The following is a 25,530-nucleotide window of genomic DNA, read 5'->3' as shown; positions in this document are numbered from 1 at the left end:
ACACCATGTCGTCGTCGATGGAGGACCGGATCGCCGCGCTGCCCGCACACCTGCGGGAACAGATGCGCCGCCGTCTCTCTGGCCGGTCCAGCCAGGCAGGCGCCATCCCGCGCGCCGACCGGGACAAGCCGCTGCCGTTGTCGTTCCCGCAGCAACGCCTGTGGTTCCTCGACCGCTTCCAGCCCGGCGGGTCGGGCTACAACAGCGCGTTGCCGCTGCGCCTCACCGGACGGCTCGACGTGACCGCGCTGAGAGCCGCGCTGACCGGGCTGGTGGCGCGGCACGAGTCGTTGCGCACCACACTCGACGAGGCGGACGGCGTCGGCGTGCAGGTCGTGCACCCGGCGTTCGAGCCCGCCCTGCCGGTGGTGGACCTGCCCGAGCGCCACGCACTGGACGACCTGCTGACCGAGGAGTACTCCCGCCCGTTCGACCTGCGACGCGGTCCGCTGGTGCGGGCGCTGCTCGTGCGGCTCGGCGCGGACGAGCACGTGCTGCTGCTGACCGTGCACCACGTCGTCACCGACGGCTGGTCGATGGGCGTGCTCACCGAGGAGCTGGGGGAGCTGTACGGCGCGGCGGTGGACGGGCGGCAGGCGGCGCTGCCCGACCTGCCGATCCAGTACGCCGACTTCGCCGCCTGGCAACGCGAACGGCTGTCCGGTGACGCGATGCGCGGCCAGCTCGACCACTGGACCCGGCGGCTGACCGGCGTCGCCCCGCTGGAGCTGCCCACCGACCGGCCCCGGCCCGCGGTGCGCACCAGCGCCGGGGCGGCGCACGCGTTCACCGTCCCCGCCGAGGTCACCACGGCGTTGCGCGAGCTGGCGCACGAGCGCGGCACGATCCTGTTGTCCGTGCTGCTGGCCGGCTGCCAGGCGCTGCTGGCCCGGTACGCCGGGCAGGACGACGTCGCCGTGGGCACCGTGACGACCGGACGCGACCGGCCCGGCCTGGAACGGCTGGTCGGGTTCTTCGTCAACACCGTCGTGCTCCGCTCCACAGTGGACGGCTCGGCCGCCTTCACCGCGTTCCTGGATCAGGTCAAGGACACCGTCAAGGACGCGTTCGCGCACGACGAGGTGCCCCTGGAACACCTGGTCGACGCCCTGCACCAGAACCGCGACGTCAGCCGCAACCCGCTGTTCGACGTCATGGTGCTGCTGCAGAACGCCGAACGCACCCCGCCCGCGCTCCCTGGCCTGGAGGTCGAACGGGTCGGCCTGTCCCGGCGCGCCGCGATCTTCGACCTGACCATCGAGTTCCAGGAACGCGACGGCTTGCTGGAAGGCCTGGTGGAGTACAACACCGACCTGTTCGACGCCACCACTATCACCCGGTTCGCCGACCACCTCGTGCGGCTGCTGAGCGGCGTGGCGGCCGATCCGCACCGGCCGCTCGGGGAGCTGCCGTGGATGTCGGACGCGGAGATCGAGCAGGTGCTGACCGGCTGGAACGATCCCTGCGGAGCGGTGTTCGAGGGCACGATCCCCGGCCTGTTCGCCGCGCAGGCGAGCCGGATGCCCGGTGCTCCGGCGGTGATCGAGGGTGACGTGGTCCTCACCTACGCCGACCTGGACTCCCGCGCGAACGGCCTCGCGCACAGGTTGATCGACCTCGGCGTCGCGCCGGAGGACCCGGTGGGACTGCTCGTGGAGCGCTCCGGCGGCCTGGTCGTCGCCGAACTGGCCGTGGCGAAGGCGGGCGGGGCGTACCTGCCGCTGGACGGTCGCGCACCGGCCGCGCGCCTGCGGAAGGTGCTCTCCACGTCCGGGGTGGGCGTGGTCGTCACCGATCCGGCCAACGAGGCACTCGCCCGATCCGTCCACAACGGACAGGTCGTGGTGCTCGGCGACGCCGACCCCGGCGCGGCCGATCCCGGTGTGGTGATGCGCCCCGGCCAGCTCGCCTACGTCATGTACACCTCGGGTTCCACCGGGGAACCCAAGGGCGTCGCCGTGCGGCACGGCGACGTGGTGGCGCTGGTGCTGGACTCCCGCTTCGACGGCGGCGCGCACGAACGCGTGCTGCTGCACTCGCCGCCGGCGTTCGACGCCTCCACCTACGAGCTCTGGGTTCCGTTGCTGCGCGGCCACGAGGTCGTCGTCGCGCCACCCGGTGACGTGGACGCGGACACGATCAAACACGCCGTCACCGCGCACGGTGTGACCTCCATCTGGCTGACCGCCGGGCTCTTCCGGCTGATCGCCCAGGAGGCACCGCAGGCCTTCGCCGGGCTGTGGCAGGTGTGGACGGGCGGTGACGTCGTCCCCGCCGCGGCCGTGCGCGGTGTGCTCGACGCGTGCCCGGGGCTGACCGTGGTCGACGGGTACGGCCCGACCGAGACGACGACGTTCGCCACGTCGTTCCCGATGACGGCCGGCGTGCCCGACGTGATCCCCATCGGACGCCCGCTGGACGGCATGGCGGCGTACGTGCTGGACGGGGGACTGCGGCCGGTGCCCGTGGGGGTGCCGGGCGAGCTGTTCCTCGCGGGCGCCGGCCTGGCGCGCGGGTACCTCGGCGCGTCCGGCCTGACCGCGGAACGATTCCTGCCCAACCCGTTCGGCTCGCCCGGTTTCCGCATGTACCGCACCGGTGACGTCGCCCGGTGGCGCGCGGACGGCACGCTGGAGTTCGTCGGCCGCACCGACGACCAGGTCAAGATCAGGGGATTCCGGGTCGAGACGGGGGAGATCGACGCCCTGCTCGTGCGGCACCCCGCGGTCACCCAGGCGATCACCGTCGCCCGCACCGAGAATGGCCTCAAGAGGTTGGTGGCCTATCTCGTGGTGACGGCGGAGACGGACCACGCCGAGCTGCGCACGTGGCTCAAGCGCGAACTGCCTGACTACATGGTGCCGTCGGCGTTCGTCGTGCTGGACGCGCTTCCGTTGAGCGGCAACGGGAAGGTCGACCGGCGAGCCCTGCCCGCACCGGACGCGCGGCCGGAAGGCACGCGGCACGTCGAGCCCACCAGCCCCGTGGAACGGGAGCTGGCGCGAGTCTGGGCCGAGGTGCTGCGCGTCGACCGGGTCGGGATCGAGGACGACTTCTTCGAGCTGGGCGGCGACTCCATCCTCAGCATCCAGCTCGTCGCCCGCGCCCGCCGGGCCGGAGTGCGGCTGTCGTCCAAGGACGTGTTCCTGCACCCCACCATCGCGGAGCTGGCGGCGGTCGTCACGGAGGTCGAGGCCCCCGCGCCGGACGCCCCGGCCGCGGGACCCGCTCCGCTGACACCGATCCAGGAGTGGTTCTTCGACAGCGCGCCCCCGAGCCCGCACCACTTCACGATGTCCACGCACGTCGAGCTCGCCCCGGACGTCGACGAGCAGGCGCTCGCGACGGCACTGGACGCGGTCGTGGCGCACCACGACGCGTTGCGTGCCCGGTTCACCCGTGTCGACGACCGGTGGAGCCAGGACCTGGCGCCGACCGCGCCGACGGGCGTGCTGCGGGTGTGCGACCTGTCCTCGCTCGGGGAAGCGGCCCGCGAGGAGGCCGCGCACGCCGAGGCGCTCGCCGCGCAGTCGAGCCTCGACCTCGGCGAGGGCTCCCTCGTGCGGGCCCTGCTGTTCCGGCTCGGCGCAGGCCGTTCTCGGTTGTTCCTGAGCGTGCACCACCTCGTCGTGGACGGCGTGTCCTGGCGGGTGCTGCTCGACGACCTCGACACCGCCTACCACCAGGTGACGCGAGGCGAACCCGTGGAGCTGGAGCCGGTGACCACCGCGTTCGGCACGTGGGCGCGTCGCCTCGCCGACCGGGTGAGCGCGGGCGAACTGGACGCGGACCTCGTGCACTGGACCGGTTTCGCCTCGTCGGCGGTCGCGGAGCTGCCGGTGGACCACGAGGGCGGTGACCCGGCGCAGGACGTGCGGTCCGTGACCGTCCGGCTCGGACGCGCCGACACCGACGCGGTGCTGCACCACGTGCCGGCGGTCTACCGCACGCAGGTCAACGACGTCCTGCTCAGCGCGCTCGGCCGGGCGCTGGCCGGCTGGACCGGCCGCGACCGCGTGCTCGTCGGACTGGAGGGGCACGGGCGCGAGGACGTCCCCGACGACCTCGACGTCTCGCGCACGGTCGGCTGGTTCACCAGCCAGTTCCCCCTCGCGCTGCACGTGCCCGCCGGCGGATGGGGCGACGTGCTGAAGTCGGTCAAGGAGCAGCTGCGCGCGCTACCCCGCCGCGGCCAGAGCTACGGGGCGTTGCGCTACCTCGGCTCCTCGGACGTCCTGCGCGACGACCCGTACCCGGCGATCACCTTCAACTACCACGGTCAGTGGGACGTGGCCGCGCAGGACGACGGGCTCTACCGGGCCCGCTGCGCCCCGATCGGCCAGGACACCGCGCCCGGCAACACCCGCGCGCACCTGATCGACGTCGTGGGCCTGGTGCAGGACGGCGAGCTGGAGCTCACCTGGCTGTACTCCGGGCAGGTGCACGACGAGCCGACCGTGCGCGCCGTGGCCGACGCCGTGCTGGCCGGTCTGTCCGAGATCGTGGCTCACTGCGCGGCACCGGACGCCGGTGGTCGCACGCCGTCGGACTTCCCACTGGCACGGCTGGACCAGGCGGCGGTGGATCGCCTCGCCGGCGACGGCAGGGACGTGGAGGACGTCTACCCGCTGACGCCGTTGCAGGAGGGCATGCTGTTCCACGGCCTGGCGGACCCGTCGTCCACGGCGTACTTCGACCAGGTGCGGCTCCGGTTGACCGGGGTGGACGACCCGCGCGCGCTGGGCGAGGCCTGGCAACGGGTCGTGGACCGCACGCCGGTGCTGCGCGGCGCCCTCGAGTGGGAGGGCGTCGACCGGCCGGTGCAGGTCATCCGTTCCCGCGTGGACCTGCCCGTCGCGCACCACGACCTGCGTGGACTGTCCGAAGAGGACTGGGAACCGGACGCCGCGCGGCTCGACCTGCGGCAGGCGCCGCTGATGCGGATCGACCTGGCCCGGCTGTCCGGCGACGAGGTCGTGCTCGTGTGGACGTTCCACCACGTGCTGCTGGACGGGTGGAGCCTCGCGCAGGTGTTCGCCGAGGTGTGCGAGCTCTACCGGGCGATCACCGCCGGACGCGCGCCGGAGGTCGTCACCCGGCGGCCGTTCCGCGACTACCTGCGCTGGCTGGACGCGCAGGACCGGTCCGAGGCCGAACGTCACTGGCGGGGCGTGCTCGCAGGTTTCTCCTCTCCCACCGCGCTGCCCTACGACCGTTCACCTGGACGCGACCACGCCACCGAGTCCTCGACGACCGTGCCGGTGGCCCTCACCGCCGAGCAGACCGACCGGCTGCGCCACACCGCCCGCCGCCACGGCCTCACGGTCAACACCGTGGTCCAGGGAGCGTGGGCGCTGTTGCTGGCGCGGCACAGCGGCGAGTCCGACGTCGTGTTCGGCACCACGGTCTCCGGCCGCCCCGGCGACCTCCCCGGCGTGGAGCAGATCGTCGGCCTGTTCATCAACACCGTGCCCGCACGGGTCGTCGTGCGCGACGACGCCGACGTCATCGCCTGGCTGCGCGAGGTCCAGGCGGCGCAGCTGGAGTCGCGGCGGTTCGACTTCGTGTCGCTGGCGGAGCTGCGGTCGTTCAGCGACGTGCCCGCGGGGTCGTCGTTGTTCGACAGCGCCGTGGTGTTCGAGAACTACCCGCTCAACGACGTCGCCGAGGTCGGTGGCATCCGGGCGACCGAGACGCGGGCGCGGGACACGACCACGTTCGCGCTGACCCTGAGCGCCGTGCTCGACGAACGGCTGCGCCTCGACCTCGCCTACGACCCGCACCTGTTCGACGCCGGCACGGCACGACGCCTCGCGGACCGCCTGGTGCTGGTGGTCAACTCGATCGCCGAGGAGACCGAGCCTGCGCTGCTGACGGAGGACGAACGGCACCGCGTGCTCGTGGAGTGGAACGCCACGGACGGCGAGGTGCCGGACGCGACGATCATCGACGTGTTCCAGGAACGGGCCCGGTCGACGCCGGACGCCGTCGCGTTGGTGGTGGGGGACAGGTCGTTGTCGTTCGCGGAGCTGAACGCGTGGGCGAACCGGGTGGCCCGGGAGTTCGTCGCGTCGGGGGTGGGGCCGGAGCGGCTGGTGGCGTTGGCGTTGCCGCGCTCGGTGGAGTTCGTGGTGGCGTTGCTGGCGATCTGGAAGGCCGGTGGCGTCTACCTGCCGGTCGACCCCTCACTGCCCGAAGACCGTGTCGAGTTCCTGCTGAGCGACGCCGACCCGGTGCTGGTGGTGCGGGACCTGCCCGGCGTCGACGGCCACGACGCGGACGACCTGGCGCCGGTGCGGCCGGACCACGCCGCCTACGTGATCTACACGTCCGGCTCGACCGGCAAGCCGAAGGGTGTGCTGGTCGAGCATCGCAGTCTGGTGAACCTGCTGGTGAACCACCGCGAGGACTTCGTTGCCGGAGAACGGTTGCGGGCGGCGTTGTCCGCGGTCTTCTCGTTCGACACGTCGCTCGAAGGCATCGTGCTGATGGCCGACGGCCACGAGCTGCACGTCCTCGACGACGAGGTGCGGCTGGATCCACCCGCGCTCGTCCGTTACGTGACCGAGCGGCAGATCGGCTTCCTCGACCTGACCCCGTCCTACGCGCGCCAGCTCCTGGAGGCGGGATTGCTGGACGGCGAGCACCGGCCGGAGGTGCTGATGCTGGGCGGCGAGGCGATCGCCGACGACCTGTGGCGACGGCTGGCCGCCACGCCCGGCACCAGGAGCTACAACTTCTACGGCCCGACCGAGTCCACAGTGGACGCCCTGTCGTGCCGGATCACCGGTGCCGGCCGGCCGGTGGTGGGACGGCCGCTGCGCAACGTGCGGGCGTACGTGCTGGACGAACACCTGCGCCCCGCACCCGTCGGAGTGCCGGGCGAGTTGTACCTGGCCGGTGTCCAGGTCGCCCGCGGTTACCTCGGCCGGCCAGGCCTGACCGCGGACCGGTTCCTCGCCGATCCGTTCGGCGGGCCGGGTGAACGCATGTACCGCACCGGGGACCGGGCGCGCTGGACGCCGGACGGCACGGTGGAGTACCTGGGGCGCACCGACGACCAGGTCAAGATCCGCGGTTTCCGGGTCGAGCCGGGCGAGGTCGAGGCGGTCCTGACCGGGCACCCCGACGTTCGCGAGGCCGTGGTGGTGGCGCGGCAGGACGGCGGTCACCAGCGGCTCGTCGCCTACGTCACGACCGGTGCGGACGTGGACCTGCGGTCGTGGCTGGCCGAGCGCCTGCCCGACTACCTGGTGCCCTCGGCGTTCGTCACCCTGGACGCGATTCCGTTGAACACCAACGGAAAGGTCGACCGCCGCGCGCTGCCCGCCCCCGACTTCGGCGGCGACCGCGCCGATCACGTCGTACCGCGCACGGAGGCGGAGCGGAAGGTGGCCGACATCTGGTCGGAGGTGCTGGGCGTGCCGGCGATCGGCGTGACGGACAACTTCTTCGACCTCGGTGGCGACTCGATCCTCAGCATCCGGGTGATCTCCCGGTTGCGCGCCGGGTTCGACGTGGAGATGTCCCCGCGCGCCCTGTTCTCCCACCCGACCGTCGCCGGGATCGCCGAGCTGGTCTCCGCGTCGGCGGGCGCACGGCTGGCCGACATCCCCGTGGCGTCGCGGGAGAACGTCCTGCCGCTGTCGTTCGCCCAGCAGCGCCTGTGGTTCCTGGACGAGTTCGAGCCCGGCGGCGTCGAGTACCTGACGCCGTCGATCCTGCGGCTGCGCGGCCCGCTGGACGTCGGCGCGCTCGAGACCGCGCTGACCGCGCTGGTCGCGCGCCACGAGTCGTTGCGCACCACCTTCGACACCGTCGACGGACACGGCGTGCAGGTCGTCCACCCGCCCCACCGGGTCGAGGTTCCGGTGCTCGACGTGACCGAGCAGGAGCTGCCGCGGGTTCTGACGAGGGAGACCACCACACCGTTCGACCTGCGCCGCGGCCCGCTGCTGCGGGTGCTGCTGGCCCGGCTGGGCGAGGACGACCACGTCCTTTCGCTGGTGCTGCACCACATCGTCACCGACGGCTGGTCCAACGGCGTGCTGCTCGACGAGCTGGGCGCCTGCTACGAGGGCGGCGCGACGCTGCCCGACCTGCCCGTGCAGTACGCGGACTTCGCCGTGTGGCAACGAGAGTCGGCGACCGAGGAGGCGCTGGAGGAGCACCTGGCGCACTGGCGGCAGGCGCTCGCCGGGGTGCGCCCGCTGGAGCTGCCCGCCGACCGGGCCCGCCCGGCGACCAGGGGCAGGCAGGGCGCGCTGGTGGAGTTCCAGGTGCCGGCCGAGGTCACCGGCCGGCTCAAAGCCCTGGCACGCCACCACGACGGCACCCTGTTCATGGCGCTCGTCGCGGTGTGCCAGGCGCTGTTCGCCCGCTGGTCGGGGCAGCGCGACGTCGCCGTCGGCACGGTCGTCTCCGGCCGTGACCGCACGGAGCTGGAGGGCTTGGTCGGGTTCTTCGTCAACACCCTGGTGCTGCGCTCCGACGTCGATCCGCACGAGGGTTTCGGGCACCTGCTGGACCGGGTCCGCGAGACCGTGCTGGACGCCTTCGCCCACCAGGACGTTCCGTTCGAGCAGGTCGTGGACGCGGTGCAGCCGGAGCGCGATCCCAGTCGCACCCCGTTGTTCCAGGCGATGGTCGTGCTGCAGAACACGCCCGGCGACGGACCGCGGCTGCGTGGTCTCCAGGTCGAGGAGCTGCCGCCGCCGTCGGTCGCGGCGAGCTTCGACGTGTCGTTCCAGTTCCAGGAGGCCGGCGACCACCTGGAGGCGGTGCTGACCTACGACACCGCGCTCTTCGACACCGCCACCGCCGAACGAATGGTCGCGCACCTCGGCACGTTGCTCGCGGGCGCCACCGCCGACCCCGGCCGCGCGGTGGCCGGGCTGCCGTTGCTCAGCGACGACGAGCTGCGGTTCGTGCTGCACGACTGCAACGACACGGGCGTCGGTGGCCCGGAACCGGCCTACCACGAGGTGTTCCAGGCCCAGGCCGCGCGCACGCCTGACGCCACGGCACTGGTCGACGGTGCCCGGTCGTGGACCTTCGCCGAGGTGAACGCGCGTGCCAACCGGATCGCCCACCACCTGATCGCCCAAGGCGTCGGACCGGAATCGGTGGTCGCCCTGGCGTTGCCCGCGTCGGCGGACCTGGTGTGCGCCGTCCTGGGCGTGCTCAAGGCAGGTGGCGCCTACCTGCCGGTCGACCCGGCCCACCCGGCGGAGCGGATCGCGTTCCTGTTGGAGGACGCGCGACCGGAGCTCGTGCTGACCCCGGAAGGGCTGCGGCCGGACGATCCCGCGCTGCCCGTGACCGACCCGTCCGACGCCGACCGGATGGCTCCGCTGCGACCGGAACACCCGGCGTACGTGATCTACACGTCCGGCTCGACCGGTCGTCCCAAGGGCGTCGTGGTCGAGCACCGCAACCTCGCCGCGCTCGTCGCCGACCACCACGCCCGGTTGCTGCCCGGCGACGGGACCCGGTTGCGCGGCATCGCCACGGCCGCCTACACCTTCGACGCGTCCTGGGAGGGCCTGCTCCTGCTCGCCGCGGGGCACGAGCTGCACCTGCTCGACGAGTCCGTCCGGCTGGACCCGCGCGCCGTGGCCGAGCACGTCGTGCGGCACCGGATCGACTTCCTGAGCTGCACGCCGTCCTACTTCCAGCAGCTGCTGCCCGAAGGGATCCTGGCTCCCGGACGGCACCGGCCGCGCATGATCGCGCTGGGGGGTGAGGCGATCGGCGAGGCGCTGTGGCGGGTACTGGCCGAGACCGACAGGGTCACCGGGGTCAACCTGTACGGCCCCACCGAGTGCACTGTGGACTCGGTGTGGACGGAGATCACCGGCCGTGGACGACCGGCGATCGGCACGCCGGGCCGCGGGCTGCGCGCCTACGTGCTCGACGACGGACTGCGGCCGCAGCCGATCGGCGTGCCCGGCGAGCTGCACGTGGCGGGAGCCCAGGTGACCCGCGGCTACCTGCACCGGCCTGGCCTGACCGCGGACCGGTTCGTCGCGGACCCGTTCGGGGAGCCCGGCAGCCGGATGTACCGGACCGGCGACCTCGCCCGGTGGACCGCCGACGGGGTGCTGGAGTACCAGGGCCGTGCGGACGACCAGGTCAAGATCCGCGGCTACCGCGTCGAGCCGGGCGAGGTCGAGGCCGTGCTGCTCGGCCTGCCCGGCGTGACGCAGGCCGTGGTCGTGGCCCGCGAGGTCGAACCCGGCACGCACCGCCTCGTGGGCTACGTCGTGGGCACGGCCGCGCCGGACGACCTGCGGGCCGGGCTGAAGCGACTGCTGCCGGACCACCTGGTGCCGTCGCTGTTCGTGGTGCTCGACGAGCTGCCCACGACCGACAGCGGCAAGGTGGACCGCCGTGCCCTGCCGGAACCCGACGCGCGGGCCGGAGCCGAACGGGGTTACGTGGCACCGCGCACGCCGGTGGAACGGGAACTGGCGCGGATCTGGGCCGACGCGCTGCGCGTGGACCGGGTCGGCGTGCACGACAACTTCTTCAGCCTCGGCGGCGACTCGATCCTGAGCATCCAGATCGTGTCCCGGTCCCGCCAGGCCGGACTGGAGCTGGCCACCAAGGACGTGTTCACCCACCAGACGATCGCCGAGCTGGCCACGGTCGTGCGCACGCGCGGTGCCGCCGCCGCGGCGCCGGAGATCGCCGGACCCGCGCCGCTCACGCCGATCCAGCGCTGGTACCTCGACTCCGAACCCGGGAACCCGCACCACTTCACCATGTCGTCCTACCTGGAGCTGGCCGAGGACGTCGACCCGGCGGCCCTGGCACGGGCACTGGACGCCCTCGTGGCGCACCACGAGGGCCTGCGCACCCGGTTCACGCGGGTGGACGGTGGCTGGGTTCAGGAGGCCACTGCCGCCGAGGTCGTGCTGGAGGAGCACGACCTGTCCGATGTGGACTCGGCGGACGCCGGTCTGGACATCGGTCGCGGCCAGGTGATGCGCGCGTTGTTGTTCTCCCGCAGGCGACTTCTCCTGGTCGTCCACCACCTCGTCGTGGACGGGGTGTCCTGGCGGATCCTGCTGGAAGACCTGGAGACCGCCTACCGCCGGGCCGTTGCGGGACAGCGGCCGGAACCGGCGCCCGTCGGCACCCGGTTCACGCAGTGGGCGCACCGGCTCGCCGAGCACGTGCGGTCGGGCGCGTTCGACGCCGAGCTGCCGCACTGGAGCGAGGCGCTCGACGTCCCGGACCTGCCCGTCGACCACGCCGGACCCAACACGGCGGGCTCGACTCGTGTGGTGTCCGTGCGGCTGGACCGCGAACGCACCGACGCGTTCCTGCACCACGTGCCGGACGTCTACCGCACGCAGGTCAACGACGTCCTGCTGAGCGCGCTCGGCCGGGCGTTGTCCACGTGGACCGGAAACGACCGCGTGGCGGTCACGATGGAGGGCCACGGCCGTGAGGACGTCCTCGACGGCGTCGACATCTCACGCACCGTCGGGTGGTTCACCACGCAGTACCCGGTCGCGCTCACCGTGCCGTCCGGTGACTGGGGAACGGTGCTCAAGTCGGTGAAGGAACAGCTGCGGGCCGTGCCGGGCCGGGGTTTCGGCTTCGAGGCCCTGCGTCAGCTGACGTCCGGTCTCGCCGGCACCGCGCTGCCGCCGGTCAGCTTCAACTACCACGGCCGCTGGGACGGGGCGGCGTCCGGCGAAGGCCTGGTGCGGGCGCGGCTCGACAGCCCGGTGGCCGACGCGGACCCGGCGAGCACCCGCTCGTTCCTGCTCGAGGTGGTCGGCGGCGTGGAGGACGGCGAGCTCGTGTTGTCCTGGCACTACTCCGAGAACGTGCACGACGAGTCGACTGTGCGGACCGTGGCCGACGCCGTGGTGCGCGCGCTGGCGGAGATCGTGGCGCACTGCGCCGAGCCGGGCGCGGGTGGCCGCACGCCGTCGGACTTCCCGCTGGCGCACCTGGACCAGGCGGGCGTGGACCGCCTGGCCGGGGACGAGGTCGAGGACATCTACCCGCTGACCCCGTTGCAGACGGGGATGCTGTTCCACACGCTGGTGGACGACACCTCCACGGCGTACTCGAACCGGTTCCGGCTGCGGCTGGCCGGGGTGTCCGACCCGGACGCGCTGGCCGAGGCGTGCCGTCGCGTGGTGCACCGCACGCCGGTGCTGCGCGGTGCGGTGGTGTGGGAAGGCGTCGAGGCGCCGGTCCAGGTCGTGCGTCACCGGGTCGACGTCCCGATCGTCCGGCACGACTGGCGGCGCCTTCCCGCCGAGGACAGGCAGGCCGGGCACGACGACGAGCTCGACCTCACCACGCCGCCGTTGCTGCGCCTCGCGATCGCCAGGCTGACCGACGACGAGGTCGCGCTGTTCTGGACCGCGCACCACATCCTGCTGGACGGGTGGAGCTTCGCCCAGGTGCTGGCGGAGATCTGCGCGCAGTACGCGGCCCTCGTGCGCGGGGAGGAGCCTGAGCTCGTGTCCCGCCGGCCGTTCCGCGACTACCTGCGGTGGCTGGCCGGGCAGGACACCGGGGCGGCCGAACGGCACTGGCGGCAGGTGCTGGCCGGCGTCGAGTCGCCGACACCGCTGCCGTGGGACCGGCCGCCGGTCGAGGCGCACCGGGCCGAGTCCAGCGCGTCCGTCCACTGTGAACTGGACGACGCGCGGTCGGCCGACCTGAACCGGGTCGCCCGCGGCGCCGGGCTGACGGCCAACACGATCGTGCAAGGCATGTGGGCGTTGCTGTTGTCGCACCACAGCGGCGAGTCCGACGTGGTGTTCGGCACGACGGTGTCCGGCCGGCCGGAGGAACTACCGGGGGTCGGAGCGATGATCGGCATGTTCATCAACACCGTGCCGACCCGTGTCCGCGTCGACCCGCACGCCTCCGTGTTGCCGTGGTTGCGCGAGGTGCAGGCGGCGCAGCTGGAGTCGCGGCGGTTCGACTTCGTGTCGCTGGCGGAGCTGAGGTCGTTCAGCGACGTGCCCGCGGGGTCGTCGTTGTTCGACAGCGCGGTGGTGTTCGAGAACTACCCGGTGGACGAGCTGCTCGACGCCGAGCAGGGCGTGCGGGTGCTCGACGTCGAGGGCGACGACACCACGAGCTTCCCGCTCGCCCTCAGCGCCAACCTCGGCGACCGGCTGCGGCTCGAGCTGGACTACGACCCGCGCCTGTTCGAGCCCGCCACGGTCGAGCGCCTCGCCGCGCACCTCGTGCTGCTGCTGGAGGAGGTGGCGGCCGATCCCGGCCGGTCGCTCGCGCAGTTGCCGCTGATGACGGCGGACGAGCGTCACCAGGTGGTCGTGGAGTGGAACGCCACGGACGGGGAAGTGGCGGAGCGGTCCGTCATCGAGGTGTTCGAGAAGCACGCGCACTCGGACGCCGTCGCGTTGGTGGTGGGGGACAGGTCGTTGTCGTTCGCGGAGTTGAACGCGTGGGCGAACCGGCTGGCTCGGGTGTTCGTTGCCTCAGGTGTCGGACCGGAGCGGGTGGTGGCGTTGGCACTGCCGCGGTCGGTGGAGTTCGTGGTGGCGTTGCTGGCGATCTGGAAGGCCGGTGGTGTGTACCTGCCGGTCGATCCTTCGCTGCCCGCTGATCGCGTCGAGTTCCTGCTGCGGGACGCCGGTCCGGTGCTGGTCGTGCGCGGCTCACTGCCGCCGTCCGACGACCAGGACTCCGCGAACCTGCCGCCGGTGCGGCCGGACCACGCGGCGTACCTGATCTACACGTCCGGTTCCACGGGAACTCCGAAGGGCGTGCTGGTCGAGCACCGCAGTCTGGTGAACCTGCTGGTGAACCACCGCGAGGACTTCGCCGGCGGAGAACGGTTGCGAGTGGCGTTGTCGGCGGTGTTCTCGTTCGACACGTCGCTGGAAGGCGTCGTGCTGATGGCGGACGGCCACGAGCTGCACGTGCTCGACGAGGACGTCCGGCTCGACCCGCCCGCGCTGGTGGACTACGTCGTGGACCGGCGGATCGACTTCCTGGACCTGACCCCGTCCTACGCGGGGCAGCTGGTGGACGCCGGACTGCTGGACGGCGAGCACCGGCCGAAGGTGCTGATGCTGGGCGGAGAGGCGATCGGCGAGGCGCTGTCGCGGCGGCTGGCCGACGTTCCCGGTACGGCGGTCCACAACTTCTACGGACCGACGGAGTCCACAGTGGACGCGGTCTCGTGTCGCGTCACGTCTGATTCCCCTGTGGTGGTAGGCCGTCCGCTGCTCAACACGCGGGCCTACGTGCTGGACGCGAACCTGCGGCCGGTCCCCGTCGGCGTGCCGGGAGAGCTGCACCTGGCCGGTGTCCAGGTCGCCCGCGGTTACCTCGGCCGGCCGGGGCTGACCGCGGACCGGTTCGTGGCCGATCCGTTCGGCGAGCCGGGTGAACGCATGTACCGCACCGGGGACCGGGCGCGCTGGACTCCGGACGGCATGCTGGAGTACCTGGGGCGCACCGACGACCAGGTGAAGATCCGCGGTTTCCGGGTCGAACCGGGCGAGGTCGAGGCGGTCCTGACCCGGCATCCCGACGTGCGCGAAGCCGTTGTCGTCGCCAGGGAGGACGACGGTCACCAGCGGCTCGTCGCGTACGTGACCACAGGCGCGGCCGCGGACCTGCGGACGTGGCTGGCCGAACGCCTGCCCGACTACCTCGTGCCCTCGGCGTTCGTCACCCTGGACCAGATTCCGTTGAACTCCAACGGAAAGGTCGACCGCCGCGCCCTGCCCGCCCCTGACCTGCGGGCCGACGACTCGGCCTACCGCGCTCCCCGCACCCCGGCCGAGGAGCGGGTCTGCCGCATCTGGGCCGACGTGCTGGGCGTGCCGCGCGTCGGGCTCGACGACAACTTCTTCGAGCTGGGAGGTGATTCCATCCTGAGCATCCGGGTCGTGTCCCGGCTGCGCGCCGAACTGGACGCGCCGGTGTCGCCGCGGGTGCTGTTCACCTCGCCCACGGTCGCCCGGCTGGTCCAGGAGATCGGTGCGGGGCAGGAGGAGTACGAGGTCATCCCGCGCGCACCGCGCGAGGCTGCGTTGCCGTTGTCCTTCGCCCAGCAGCGCCTGTGGTTCCTCGACCAGTTCGAACCGGAGAGCACCGACTACCTGTCCCCGTCGCTGCTGAGGCTGCGCGGGCAGCTGGACGTGCACGCCCTGAGCACCGCGCTGACCGCGCTCGTCGCGCGGCACGAGTCGTTGCGCACGACCTTCGAGACCGTCGACGGGCACGGAGTGCAGGTGGTGCACCCGCCGCGGCCCGTCGAGGTCCCCGTGCTGGACGTGACCGAGAACGAGTTGCCGGAGGTGCTGGAACGGGAGTGCGCCCGGCCGTTCGACCTCGCCAGGGGCCCGCTGCTGCGTCCGTCGCTGCTGCGCGTCGCCGAGGACGACCACGTCCTTCTCCTGCAGGCGCACCACATCGTCACCGACGGCTGGTCCAACGGCGTGCTGACCGCCGAGCTGACCCGGCTCTACCGCGGTGGCGAGCTGCCCGACCTGCCGATCCAGTACGCGGACTACGCCGTGTGGCAACGGCAGCGGGTGGCCGGGCCGGTGCTGGACGAGCAGCTGGCGTTCTGGCGAGATCGCCTCACCGGTGCCACGCCGCTGGAACTGCCGGCCGACCGGCCCCGGCCCGCCGTCCGCGCCAACCGGGGCGCGGTGCACCTGTTCACCGTCCCCGCCGAGGTGTCGGACGGGCTGAAGGCCTTGGCGCGCAGGCAGGACGGCACCCTGTTCATGGCACTGGTCGCCGCGTGCCAGGTGCTGTTCGCCCGCTGGTCGCGGCAGGACGACATCGCGGTGGGCACCGTGACGTCGGGCCGCGACCGCGCGGAGCTGGAGGGCCTGGTCGGGTTCTTCGTCAACACCGTGACGCTGCGTTCCACAGTGGACGGTGGTCGGTCGTTCCGCGAGTTCCTCGGCGAGGTCCGCGACACCACGCTGGACGCGTTCGCCCACCAGGACGTGCCGTTCGAACGCGTGGTGGACGAGCTGCGGCCCGAACGCGACACCAGTCGCACCCCGCTGTTCCAGACGATGGTGATCCTGCAGAACACCCCGGAGCCCGCGCCGGACCTGCCTGGCCTGCGCGTCGAGGACCTGCCGCTGCCCGCTGTGGCGGCCAACTTCGACCTGACCTGGGAGTTCCAGGAGGCCGACGACGCGTTGCACGCGGCGGTCAACTACAGCACCGACCTGTTCGACGCCTCGACCGCCGAGCGGATGGCCGAGCACCTGCGGGTGCTGCTCGCGGGCGTCGTCGCCGACCCCGACCGGCCGCTCGCCGACCAGCCGCTGATGGACGTCGAGGAGGAGCACCACGTCCTGCACGCGTGGAACCACACTGCTCACGCCGTGCCGGACGCCACGATCACGGACCTGGTCGAGGCCCAGGTGGCCAGGACGCCCGACGCGATCGCGGTGGTCGACGCCGGCACGTCCCTGACCTACGCGGACCTGAACGCCCGTGCCAACCGGACGGCCCACGCGCTGATCGCGCGGGGCGTCGGCCCCGGCGAGCACGTGGCGATCTCCCTGCGGCGCTCCGCCGACCTGCTGGTGGCCGTGCTGGCGGTGCTCAAGACCGGTGCCGCGTACGTGCCGCTCGAACCGGACCAGCCCGCCGACCGGGTCGCGTTCGTGCTCGACGACGCGCGGCCGGTCCTGGTGCTGGACGGCCCGGACCTGGTGCGCGTGGCCGACGGGCGTGTCGACAACCCCGCGGTCGCCGGCCGGACACCTCTCGACCCGGCGTACGTGATCTACACGTCCGGGTCGACCGGCCGTCCCAAGGGCGTCGTCGTCGAGCACCGGTCCGTGGTCAACTACCTGACCTGGGCCACCGAGGTCTACCCCGGCCTGCGCGGCGCCGCGGTGCTGCACTCGCCGGTCTCGTTCGACCTCACCGTCACGACCCTGTTCGGGCCGCTGCTGACCGGCGGCCGCATCCTCGTGAGCGACCTGGACGAGGACGCGGTCCCGTTGGGACAGGCGACCTTCCTCAAGGCCACGCCGAGCCACCTGCCGCTGCTGGGCACCGTCCCGGCCGCGCTGTCGCCGTCCGGGGACCTGGTGGTCGGCGGCGAGCAGCTGCTGAGCGCGCCGGTGGACGAGTGGCGGCGGGAGAACCCGGCGGCGACCGTGATCAACGAGTACGGGCCGACCGAGACGACCGTCGGTTGCATGGAGCACCGCGTCGAACCCGGTGTGCCGCTGGAACCCGGCCCCGTCCCGATCGGCCACCCGGCCTGGAACACGCGGCTCTACGTCGTCGACGAGCTGCTGCGGCCGGTTCCGCTCGGGGTGCCCGGCGAGTTGTGCATCGCGGGCGCCGGCCTCGCGCGCGGTTATCTCGGCAGGCCGGGGCTCACGGCGGGGCTCTTCGTGGCGTGCCCGTTCGGTGCGCCGGGGGAGCGGATGTACCGCTCCGGCGACCTCGTCCGCAGGCGTGGGGACGGCGTGGTCGAGTACCTCGGCCGCATCGACGACCAGGTCAAGATCCGCGGTCACCGCGTCGAGCCGGGCGAGGTCGAGTCAGCGCTGCTGAGCCATCCGCGGGTGACCGCGGCCGCCGTGGTGGCCAGGAAGGAGGGGCAGACTCGCCTGGCCGCGTACTTCGTCGCCGACGTTGACGCCGCCGAGCTGCGCACGTTCCTCGCCGACCGCCTGCCGTCGTACATGGTGCCGTCGGCCTTCGTGCCGTTGCAGGTCCTGCCGGTGACCCCCAACGGCAAGCTGGACCGGGCGGCGTTGCCGGTCCCGGATCCGGCCACCGGCAGCGAATCACGTCACGTGCCGCCGAGCACGCCCGTGGAGAAAGTGCTCACGGACGTGTGGGCGGCCGTGCTGGGTGCCGATCGCGTCGGGGTGCGGGACAACTTCTTCGAGCTCGGCGGTGACTCGATCCTGGTGATCCAGGTGGTGTCCCGCGCCAGGAAGGCGGGGCTGGCCCTGACGACGAAGTCGTTGTTCCGCAACCAGACGATCGAGGCGCTGGCGCCGTTCGTCACCGAGATCGACACCGAGCCGGTGTCCACGGCCGAGGTCGTCGGTGACGTGCCGCTCACCCCGATCCAGCAGTGGTTCTTCGGCACGCGCACGGTCGCGCCGCACCACTTCACCCAGTCGATGCTGCTGGAGCTGGGGTCCGATGTGGACGAAGGCGCGCTGGAGACCGCGCTGGCCGCCGTGGTGGCCCATCACGACGCGCTGCGCATGAGGTTCGTGCACGAGGACGACCAGTGGCGGCAGCACAACGCCCCTGTCGGCCAGGGAGTCGTGCTGGAACGGCACGACCTCACCTCGATCGGCGAGCAGGAACGGCACGTCCACCTGGTGAAGATCGCCGACGAGGCCCACGCGGGCTTCGACCTCGCCGCGGGACCGTTGTACCGGGTCGTGCTGTTCCACGCGGACAAGGCGCCGCTGCTGTTCCTGACCGTGCACCACCTCGTGGTGGACGGCGTGTCGTGGCGGATCCTCCTGGACGACCTGGACACCGCCTACCGGCAGGCCGCCCGCGGCGAGACGGTGGACCTGGGCGCCAAGTCCACCTCGTTCCGCGACTGGGCGGACGGTCTGGCGCGGCACGTCGCCGGAGGAGCCCTGGACCACGAGGTGGACCACTGGGCGTCGGCGCTCGACGTGGCCCCGCTGCCCGCGGACCACGAGCAGCCGGTCCCGGGCACGCCCGCCGCCGAGGTGCGGGTGGTGCTGGACGCCTCGGACACCGACGCGTTGCTGCACGACGCCCCCACCGCCTACCGCACCAGGATCAACGACGTCCTGCTCGCCGCGCTGGCACTGGCCCTCGCCCGCTTCACCGGGCAGCGGACGGTGTCGCTCGACATGGAGGGCCACGGCCGCGAGGACGTGCTCGGCGCCGACCTGTCCCGCACGGTGGGGTGGTTCACCACCCTCTACCCGGTCCGGCTCACCCTGCCGGACGACGGTGCCCCGTGGCGCGACCTGGTCAAGACCGTGCGCCGGCAGCTGCGCACGGTGCCGGGCAACGGTTTCGGGTTCGGGGCGCTGCGGTACCTGGGCACACCCGAGGTGCGGAACCGGCTGACCGCACCAGGTCCGCAGATCGCGTTCAACTACCTGGGCCAGTCCGGCAGCACCGCCGACGATGCCGGCGACGGCCTGTACCGGACGGTCCTCGACCCGGTCGGACAGGACGGCGACCCGACCGATCGCGGGCCGCACCTGCTCGAGGTGGTCGGCGGCGTCGCGGCGGGCGAGCTCCGCTTCACCTGGCACTACCAGCCGGACCGGCACGAGGAGGCCACCGTGCGGCGGGTCGCGGAGCACTTCCTCGACGCGCTGCGTGGCATCGCCGCGGACTGCCGGGGTGACCGGTGACGACGTCGTTGTCGCGCAACCGCGACTACCGCCTGCTGTGGGTCGGCCAGGCGCTCTCCGAGGCGGGCACCAGCGCGTCGATCATCGCGTTGCCCCTGCTGGTGCTCACGCTGACCGACTCGGCGGCGGCCTCCGGCCTCGTGCTCGGCGTCGCCGCCGCCACGCAGCTCGTCGTCGGGCTGCCCGCCGGAGCCCTGGTCGACCGGTGGAACCGCAGGACGGTGATGCTGGTCTGCGAGGCGATCCAGGCGCTGGCGGTGGGGCTGCTGGTGCTGGGCCTGTGGTGGCACGTCGTGGGCGTGCCGCACGTGGTGCTGGTGGTGGTCGTGCTCGGGATCTGCCGGTCGCTGTCAGAGCCCGCAGAGGACGCCGCTCTGCCCGCGATCGTGCCGGAGGAACAACTTCCGGACGCCGTCGCGATGAACGCCGCCCGCGGCTACCTCGGCCAGCTCTCCGGCACGGCACTGGGAGGCGCGCTGTTCGGCCTGGCGCGCTGGCTGCCGTTCGCGGTGGAGGCCGTGACCCACCTGGCGACGTTCCTGTCGCTGCTGTTCATCCGCGTCCCCGCACGAGAGAGGGAACCGGCGCCCGTCAGCCGGTTCCACCACGAGATCGGCGAAGGCCTCCGCTGGATGTGGACCCAGCCGGTGGTGCGGGTGGTCGCCTTCTGCGCGGTCGGCCTCAACCTGTTCTTCCAGGCCTTCTACCTGCTGATGATCGCCATCGCGCACCAGGAGGGCGTTCCCGCCGGCCAGATCGGCATCATGGGCGCGATGCTCGGCGCGGGAGGAATCCTCGGCTCCCTCGCGGCCCCGCGGCTGCACCGGGTCCTCCGCCCGCACCGAGCCATCGTCGGCGTGTTCTGGGCGATCACCGCCCTGATCCCGCTGGCCCTGTTCGTACGACCGGGACTCCCGACAGGCGTCCTGTTCGCCGCCGCCGCGTTCCTGGCCCCCACCGCGAACACCACCATCACCACGTACCAGCTGCTGCTCACCCCGGACGAGCTGCGCGGCCGCCTGAGCAGCGTGATGGGCGTGGCGCTGGGCGTCGCGGCGGTGGCCGGACCGGCGGCGGGCGGCCTGCTCGTGGAGTTCCTGACACCCTCGCAGGCGATCCTCACGTGCGCAGCGGGAGCCGGCCTGCTGACCCTCTACGCCACCGCGAACCCGACGCTGCGGAGGTTCTCCCGCGAACAGCCAGGCCCGCAGCACGAAAGCGGGTGAGCGAAGGCGTCGGCCGATCGCGGTGGAGCGCTCCTGGCTTCGCAGGAAGAAGAGGCTCTTTGGGCGTTCCACCGCTCACCGCATCCGTGCGCCCAGTCGCCAGGTCAGCCGGTGCAGGGGCGTTCGGTGCTGACGCCCTGAGGCAGGGCGTCCTTCTCCGCCTGGGTGAACTCGCGGTTCGCGAGGCCGCAGAGTTCGCGGAACCACTGCGCGGCGTCGAGCGTGATGGACTCGCGCCGCCACGGCTGGTTGTTGACCAGGAACCTGTCGCCCTCGACGGCTTGGACGAGCTCGGAACTGGGGAACTTCACGGCGACCAGCTGGCGGCGTTGCTTCCAGTTCCAGACCACCAGGTCGTTGAAGGTCTTGGTGAACAGGTAGTCGCCGTAGCTGTTGATGATCGTCTGACCTGGGGCGTTCAGCGGTGGGAGTGCCCGCATCGTGGTCAGGTCGACCAGCGTCAGCCGGTCGGCGCCCGACGCCGCGGCGATCGACCCGTCCGCGGAGGTCTGCGCCACCTCGGCGTAGCCCACGTCGAAGCGGTGCAGCTCGGCGAGGGTCGAGGAGTTCCACACGGCGAGGTCGGTCCCGATGCCGACGAGCAGGTGCTCGCGGTGTCGTGGCCGCGGCATCACGGCTGGTCCTCCGCGCAACGCCTGCCAGTCCTCGGCGGTGTTGTCCACCGCGGTCAGGGGAGGTCGCGTCTGCGTGCCGGTGTGAAGGTCCCAAGTGGACACGATGCCCAGGTGCGCGACGTAGGTCTGCCCGTCCGGGCCGGGGCTGACCGAGGAGTGGCTGGTCTCGTACAGCTTCTGGCCGCTCCGACCGGGTGGCGTGGGGAGGGCTGCTTCCCGTTCCAGCACCATCCCGTCCGTGCGGTAGATCTGGAGCGTCGGCCCGTTCACCACGAGCACGCGCTCTCCGGTGACGTCGAAGGCGACCGCGTCGGGCACGACCGGCACGGGGCGGCTGTGAAGGAAGGTGCCGTTCTCGTCCACGAGGACGATGGAGTGTTCTTTGTAGCCGGGGTCGTCCAGGTATGCCACGAACCGCTTGTTGTCCGGGGTGTGGTCCTGCCAGTTGGTCGAGAGCTTCGGCCTCGGCACGTAGTCCCTCGTGGCGACGGACCTCACCTCCAGAGCGCGGCTTCGCAGGGTGATCGTCCGCAGGCCGCCCTCCGCGGGGGTGATGACCGAGTCGTTGTCGGCGACCGTCCACGCCAGGGAGAGGTTCTTCCTCTCCAAGGTCTTCAGGTCGAGGAGTGCGGGCGGTTCGGAGTTCTCCGTGGGGTAGCCGCTGATCAGGTAGCGGCCGGTGGCGTCGTTGCTGAACCTGACCGGGCATTGGGGTTCGGGGAACTCGCGCGCCGGAGCGCCTGGAAGCGCGGCGATCAGCTTCGTCGTGCTGTCGGCGCACGTGATGATGCCTGTGCCGTTGCCGACGAGCCGCAGGGGAGTGGTGCCGGAGGCCCGGAACACGAGGGTGCCCGCGCCGGTCGCGCGATCGCGGAGCATCGCTTCCGCCGGGGTCGAGTCGGAATCCTCGACGGCCACCACCGCCGAACCGTCGGACGTCGGGTACGCCTCGACCAGACCTGGCTCCTGTGGTCCGTAGACCAGGTCGCTGGGAAGTTCCCGCGCTGTGTCCAGGTCCCACACGCGGACACGGGATGACGAGGAGCCCCTCAGCACGACGAACTCCTCCGCCGCCAGGTACCGGCTGTTGGCGCTGAACGTGGCGGGCCGGAGCGGGGCGGTGGCCTCCAGCACGACCGGATCGCTCTGGCGGGTCAGGTCCCACACCCGCAGGGACGGTCTGCCGGTGCCCGCCTCGACGAGCCGGCGACCGTCCGGGCTCAGGGTGAACGAGGACGCGCCCGGCAGGCGCGGCAGGTCGCGATGCCTCGCGTCCGGTCCGAGCAGGTCCCACCAGACCGTCAGGGTGTCGTTCCTGCGCAGCACGACCACCCGCCCGTCGGCGCTGGCGCTCAGTGCCATGACGTCGGTGAAGAGCTCGTCGGTCAGCACGCGGTCGACGCCGCGCCAGTAGATCCGTTGCTGGAACAGCGCTCCGTAGGCGTCGGCGCTGCCGGGTTTCTCGCGGTAGGCGGCCAGCGCCTGCTGCAACGCCTCCACCGGCCGTTGCTCGGTGTCGCGGTTCGCGGCCTGGGCGAGCGACAGGGCGTTGTTGGAGCGGAGCTGGTCGTCGAGCTCGGCGAGGTTGCGCACCACCACCCCGGCGAGCAGCGACGCGAGCAACCCGAACGTGACGGACACGGCCGTGATGACGCGCCAGCGGCGTTGGGTCCGGCGCTGGGAGGTCTGGCTCTGGCGGATGAACGCGCGCTGCGGCGCGGGAATGGCGTCCTCCCGCCCGCGCAGCCAGTCGGACGCCTCGACCAGTGGCGCGCCGACGAGCTGACCGCCGGAGCCGTGCAGGTCGTGGAGCTTCGCGAGCCAGGTCAAGAACTCCGCGTCCTCGGCGAGCCAGTCCCGCAGCGTCGGCCAGTGGTCGATCAACGCCTGGTGGATGAGGTTGACGGTCTGCTCGTGGATCACGACCAGCCGCTTGCCCGCGAGGTCGTGGGCGATGTCCCGGATCTCCGGGTCGAGATCGGGCAGCAGCGCGCTCCGCCGCGCGTACCCGCCCTGGGTCAGCCCGGTCAGGAGCGTGCGGGCCGCGGTGCGGCCGGCGGGTGTCAGGGACGCCAGCACGTCGTCCGCCGCGTTGCTCAAAGCTCCCTGCACGCGGCCCAGCTCCTCGTAGGCCTGGTGGGCCAGCCAGCCGCCGTACCGGTGCCGCCACAGCTGGTCCAGCACCAGCGAGACGAGCGGCAACGTGCCAGGCTCGTCCCGGGTGTCGTCGAGGATCCGTTGCACCAGGCCGGATTCGAACGCCAGACCGCCCACCGCCGCCGCGGGCCTCTCGATGGCCGCGGCCAGCTGCCCGCGCGACATGGGTTCGAGGAACCACACCGCGCGGTTGAGCTCGGCGACGGTCTCCCTGGTGATCAGATCGTCCAGCGACCGCGAGCGGAGCGTCAGCACGGCCCGCACCGCACCGGGTCGCTGAGCCCGGGCAGCGACCAGCCGGGTGATCGCCGCGAGCTTCTCCTTGGCAGCGGCCGGGTTCGCCACCACGACCTCTTCGAACTGGTCCAGCACCAGCACGGTGCCGGGCTCCGGATCGCCGGGGACCTCGTCGTCCGCGCCGAGCTCGACGATCTTCGCGCCGGCCGCGCGAAGCCGGGGGAGCAGGCCCGCGCGCACGAGGGACGACTTGCCGCTGCCGGACGGCCCGGCGATCGCCACGACGTCCTGGCGTGCCAGCAGCTCCGCGAGCCGATCGGCGTCCTCGTCACGCCCGTGGAAGAGCGACGCGTGCTCCTCTTCGAACGGACGCAGGCCCCGGTACGGGTTCTGGGCGGGCGTCGTCCACACGTGCCCGAGAGCGGTCGTGGGAACCAGGTGCGCAGTGGTGTTGTTGCGCGCCGTGTAGGTGACGACCATGCCGACGACGCCGGCGAGTTCCTCGTCCCACACCGGCGCGCCGCTGAAGCCGGGTTCGATCCGCCAGTGGTCGGGATCCTGCGCCATCTGGATCCGCCCGGCACCCTGAGCGCCGACCAGCCGGCCGGTCACCCAGATGCCGTCCGGCAGGTCGTGCGGGAAGCCGAACGTGCGGAACCGGTGGTCGCGGACGTCGCCGGTGATCCGGGCAGCGACCGGCAACGCACCCGCGGGCGGATCGGCCAGCCGCAGGATCGCGACGTCCGCCTCGTCGTCCCGCTCCAGCACCTCCACGGCGTGGTCGCGACTGCGCAGCAACGGGAAGTCCGCGACCACGGCCTCGTCACCGAGCACGTGCGCGCAGGTGGCGGCGATGTCCGGCGCGACCAGGAAACCCGCCCCCACGATCCGGGTCCCCGCGCGCAGCCGGATGACGGCGGGATCGAGCGGGTCAGCGCCGAGGCCACTCATAGGGCCTGGCCGGCGTCGTTCCACTCGATGGTGACGGAGAAGTTCGCCTCGGCCGCCGACGCCGCGACCACGAACTCGGCATCGGCGGTGACCTTGACGCCGAACCGCACCGCCACCTTCGACGGCGGCTCCTCGGTAGAGCGCAGCTCGGTCAGCACCTCGTCGGCGGCGGCACGAATACCGCCCATGGCCTTCCGCACGGTGTCGGACGCCTGCACGACGACCTTCCCAGCACCGCTGACCGGGACCGACCCCAGCCCGCCCGCCGCTTCGATCAGCAGCGCGCCGCCGTTCTCCAGCGGAACGCTGACCAGTTGCGCCATGACCTCGACCCCCTGAGGTTCGTCGTTTGGGTCAGATCGACGCTAGCTCAGACGAAGGGCTCGCCGGGGGCGTTCGGGCGATGTCAGCCCGCGTGGACGCCCAAGCGCACGATGATCGCCTGGCCCCACAAGGTTCATCACCACCCACACCTTCATGGGCTTCGGCTACTACCGGGTCGCCCTCGGCATCCTGCTCATCGTGCAGGACGACAGATGCGCCGGACCGAGCACATGCGCGGACCAGCTCGGTGAAGGCGCAGAAGACCACAGAAGGAGAACTATGGCTGTGGATAGCTCCGAGCTGGCCAGGGGCGCGAACCTGCTCAAGGGCGAGGACCGGCCGATGGTACTGCCCGCGGACAAGCTGCCGACCGAGCTGCGCTATCCGAATCAGCGCTTCGGCGTGGGACGAGCGCGGTCAGCCGCACGTGTCGCCGCAGGCGGTCCCGGTGTTCCCCCAGGTCACCTCGCCAGCGCAGGCGCCGGACGCCGACGGGCGGATGCCTCGGCGGCGGTTGGACTTCGAGCCCGACCGTCTGCACGCCCGCAAGCACAACGAGATCTACCGGCGCGGCGACCGGCCGTGGCTGCGCACGGTCGCGGTGACCGGAACGCTGCCGCG

General features: G+C 72.2%; 4 protein-coding genes. 2 read left to right on the top strand and 2 right to left on the bottom strand.

The annotated features are described in order from the left end of the window. Window positions 1-5 precede the first annotated feature (5 nt). Together ACQEU1_RS06620 and ACQEU1_RS06615 are read left to right on the top strand one after the other, a co-directional pair. Window positions 6-19,379, top strand: coding sequence for a non-ribosomal peptide synthase/polyketide synthase (locus ACQEU1_RS06620; RefSeq protein ID WP_433197305.1), 19,374 nt, complete (start codon window positions 6-8; stop codon window positions 19,377-19,379). Continuing rightward, on the top strand, window positions 19,376-20,605 hold the full coding sequence (locus ACQEU1_RS06615; RefSeq protein ID WP_433197303.1) for an MFS transporter: 1,230 nt from the start codon (window positions 19,376-19,378) through the stop codon (window positions 20,603-20,605). The genes ACQEU1_RS06620 and ACQEU1_RS06615 overlap by 4 nt, the downstream gene beginning before the upstream one ends. Window positions 20,606-20,709: 104 nt before the next feature. On the opposite strand, the gene ACQEU1_RS06610 is transcribed toward ACQEU1_RS06615, so the two are convergent. Together ACQEU1_RS06610 and ACQEU1_RS06605 are read right to left on the bottom strand one after the other, a co-directional pair. Beyond that, the gene (locus ACQEU1_RS06610) at window positions 20,710-24,585 is read right to left on the bottom strand and encodes a trypsin-like peptidase domain-containing protein (protein WP_433197301.1); all 3,876 of its coding nucleotides are present in this window, start codon (window positions 24,583-24,585) and stop codon (window positions 20,710-20,712) included. Continuing rightward, window positions 24,582-24,908 (bottom strand): CU044_2847 family protein, encoded by a 327-nt coding sequence (locus ACQEU1_RS06605; protein ID WP_433197299.1) that lies wholly within the window; start codon window positions 24,906-24,908, stop codon window positions 24,582-24,584. Before ACQEU1_RS06605 ends, ACQEU1_RS06610 begins: the two co-directional genes overlap by 4 nt. Window positions 24,909-25,530: the final 622 nt, after the last annotated feature.

It is taken from the genome of Lentzea sp. CA-135723 (assembly GCF_050936595.1).
Classification (GTDB): Bacteria; Actinomycetota; Actinomycetes; order Mycobacteriales; family Pseudonocardiaceae; genus Lentzea.
The sequence above is the reverse complement of the archived record's forward strand: the minus strand, read 5'-3'. Positions and strand labels throughout refer to the sequence as shown.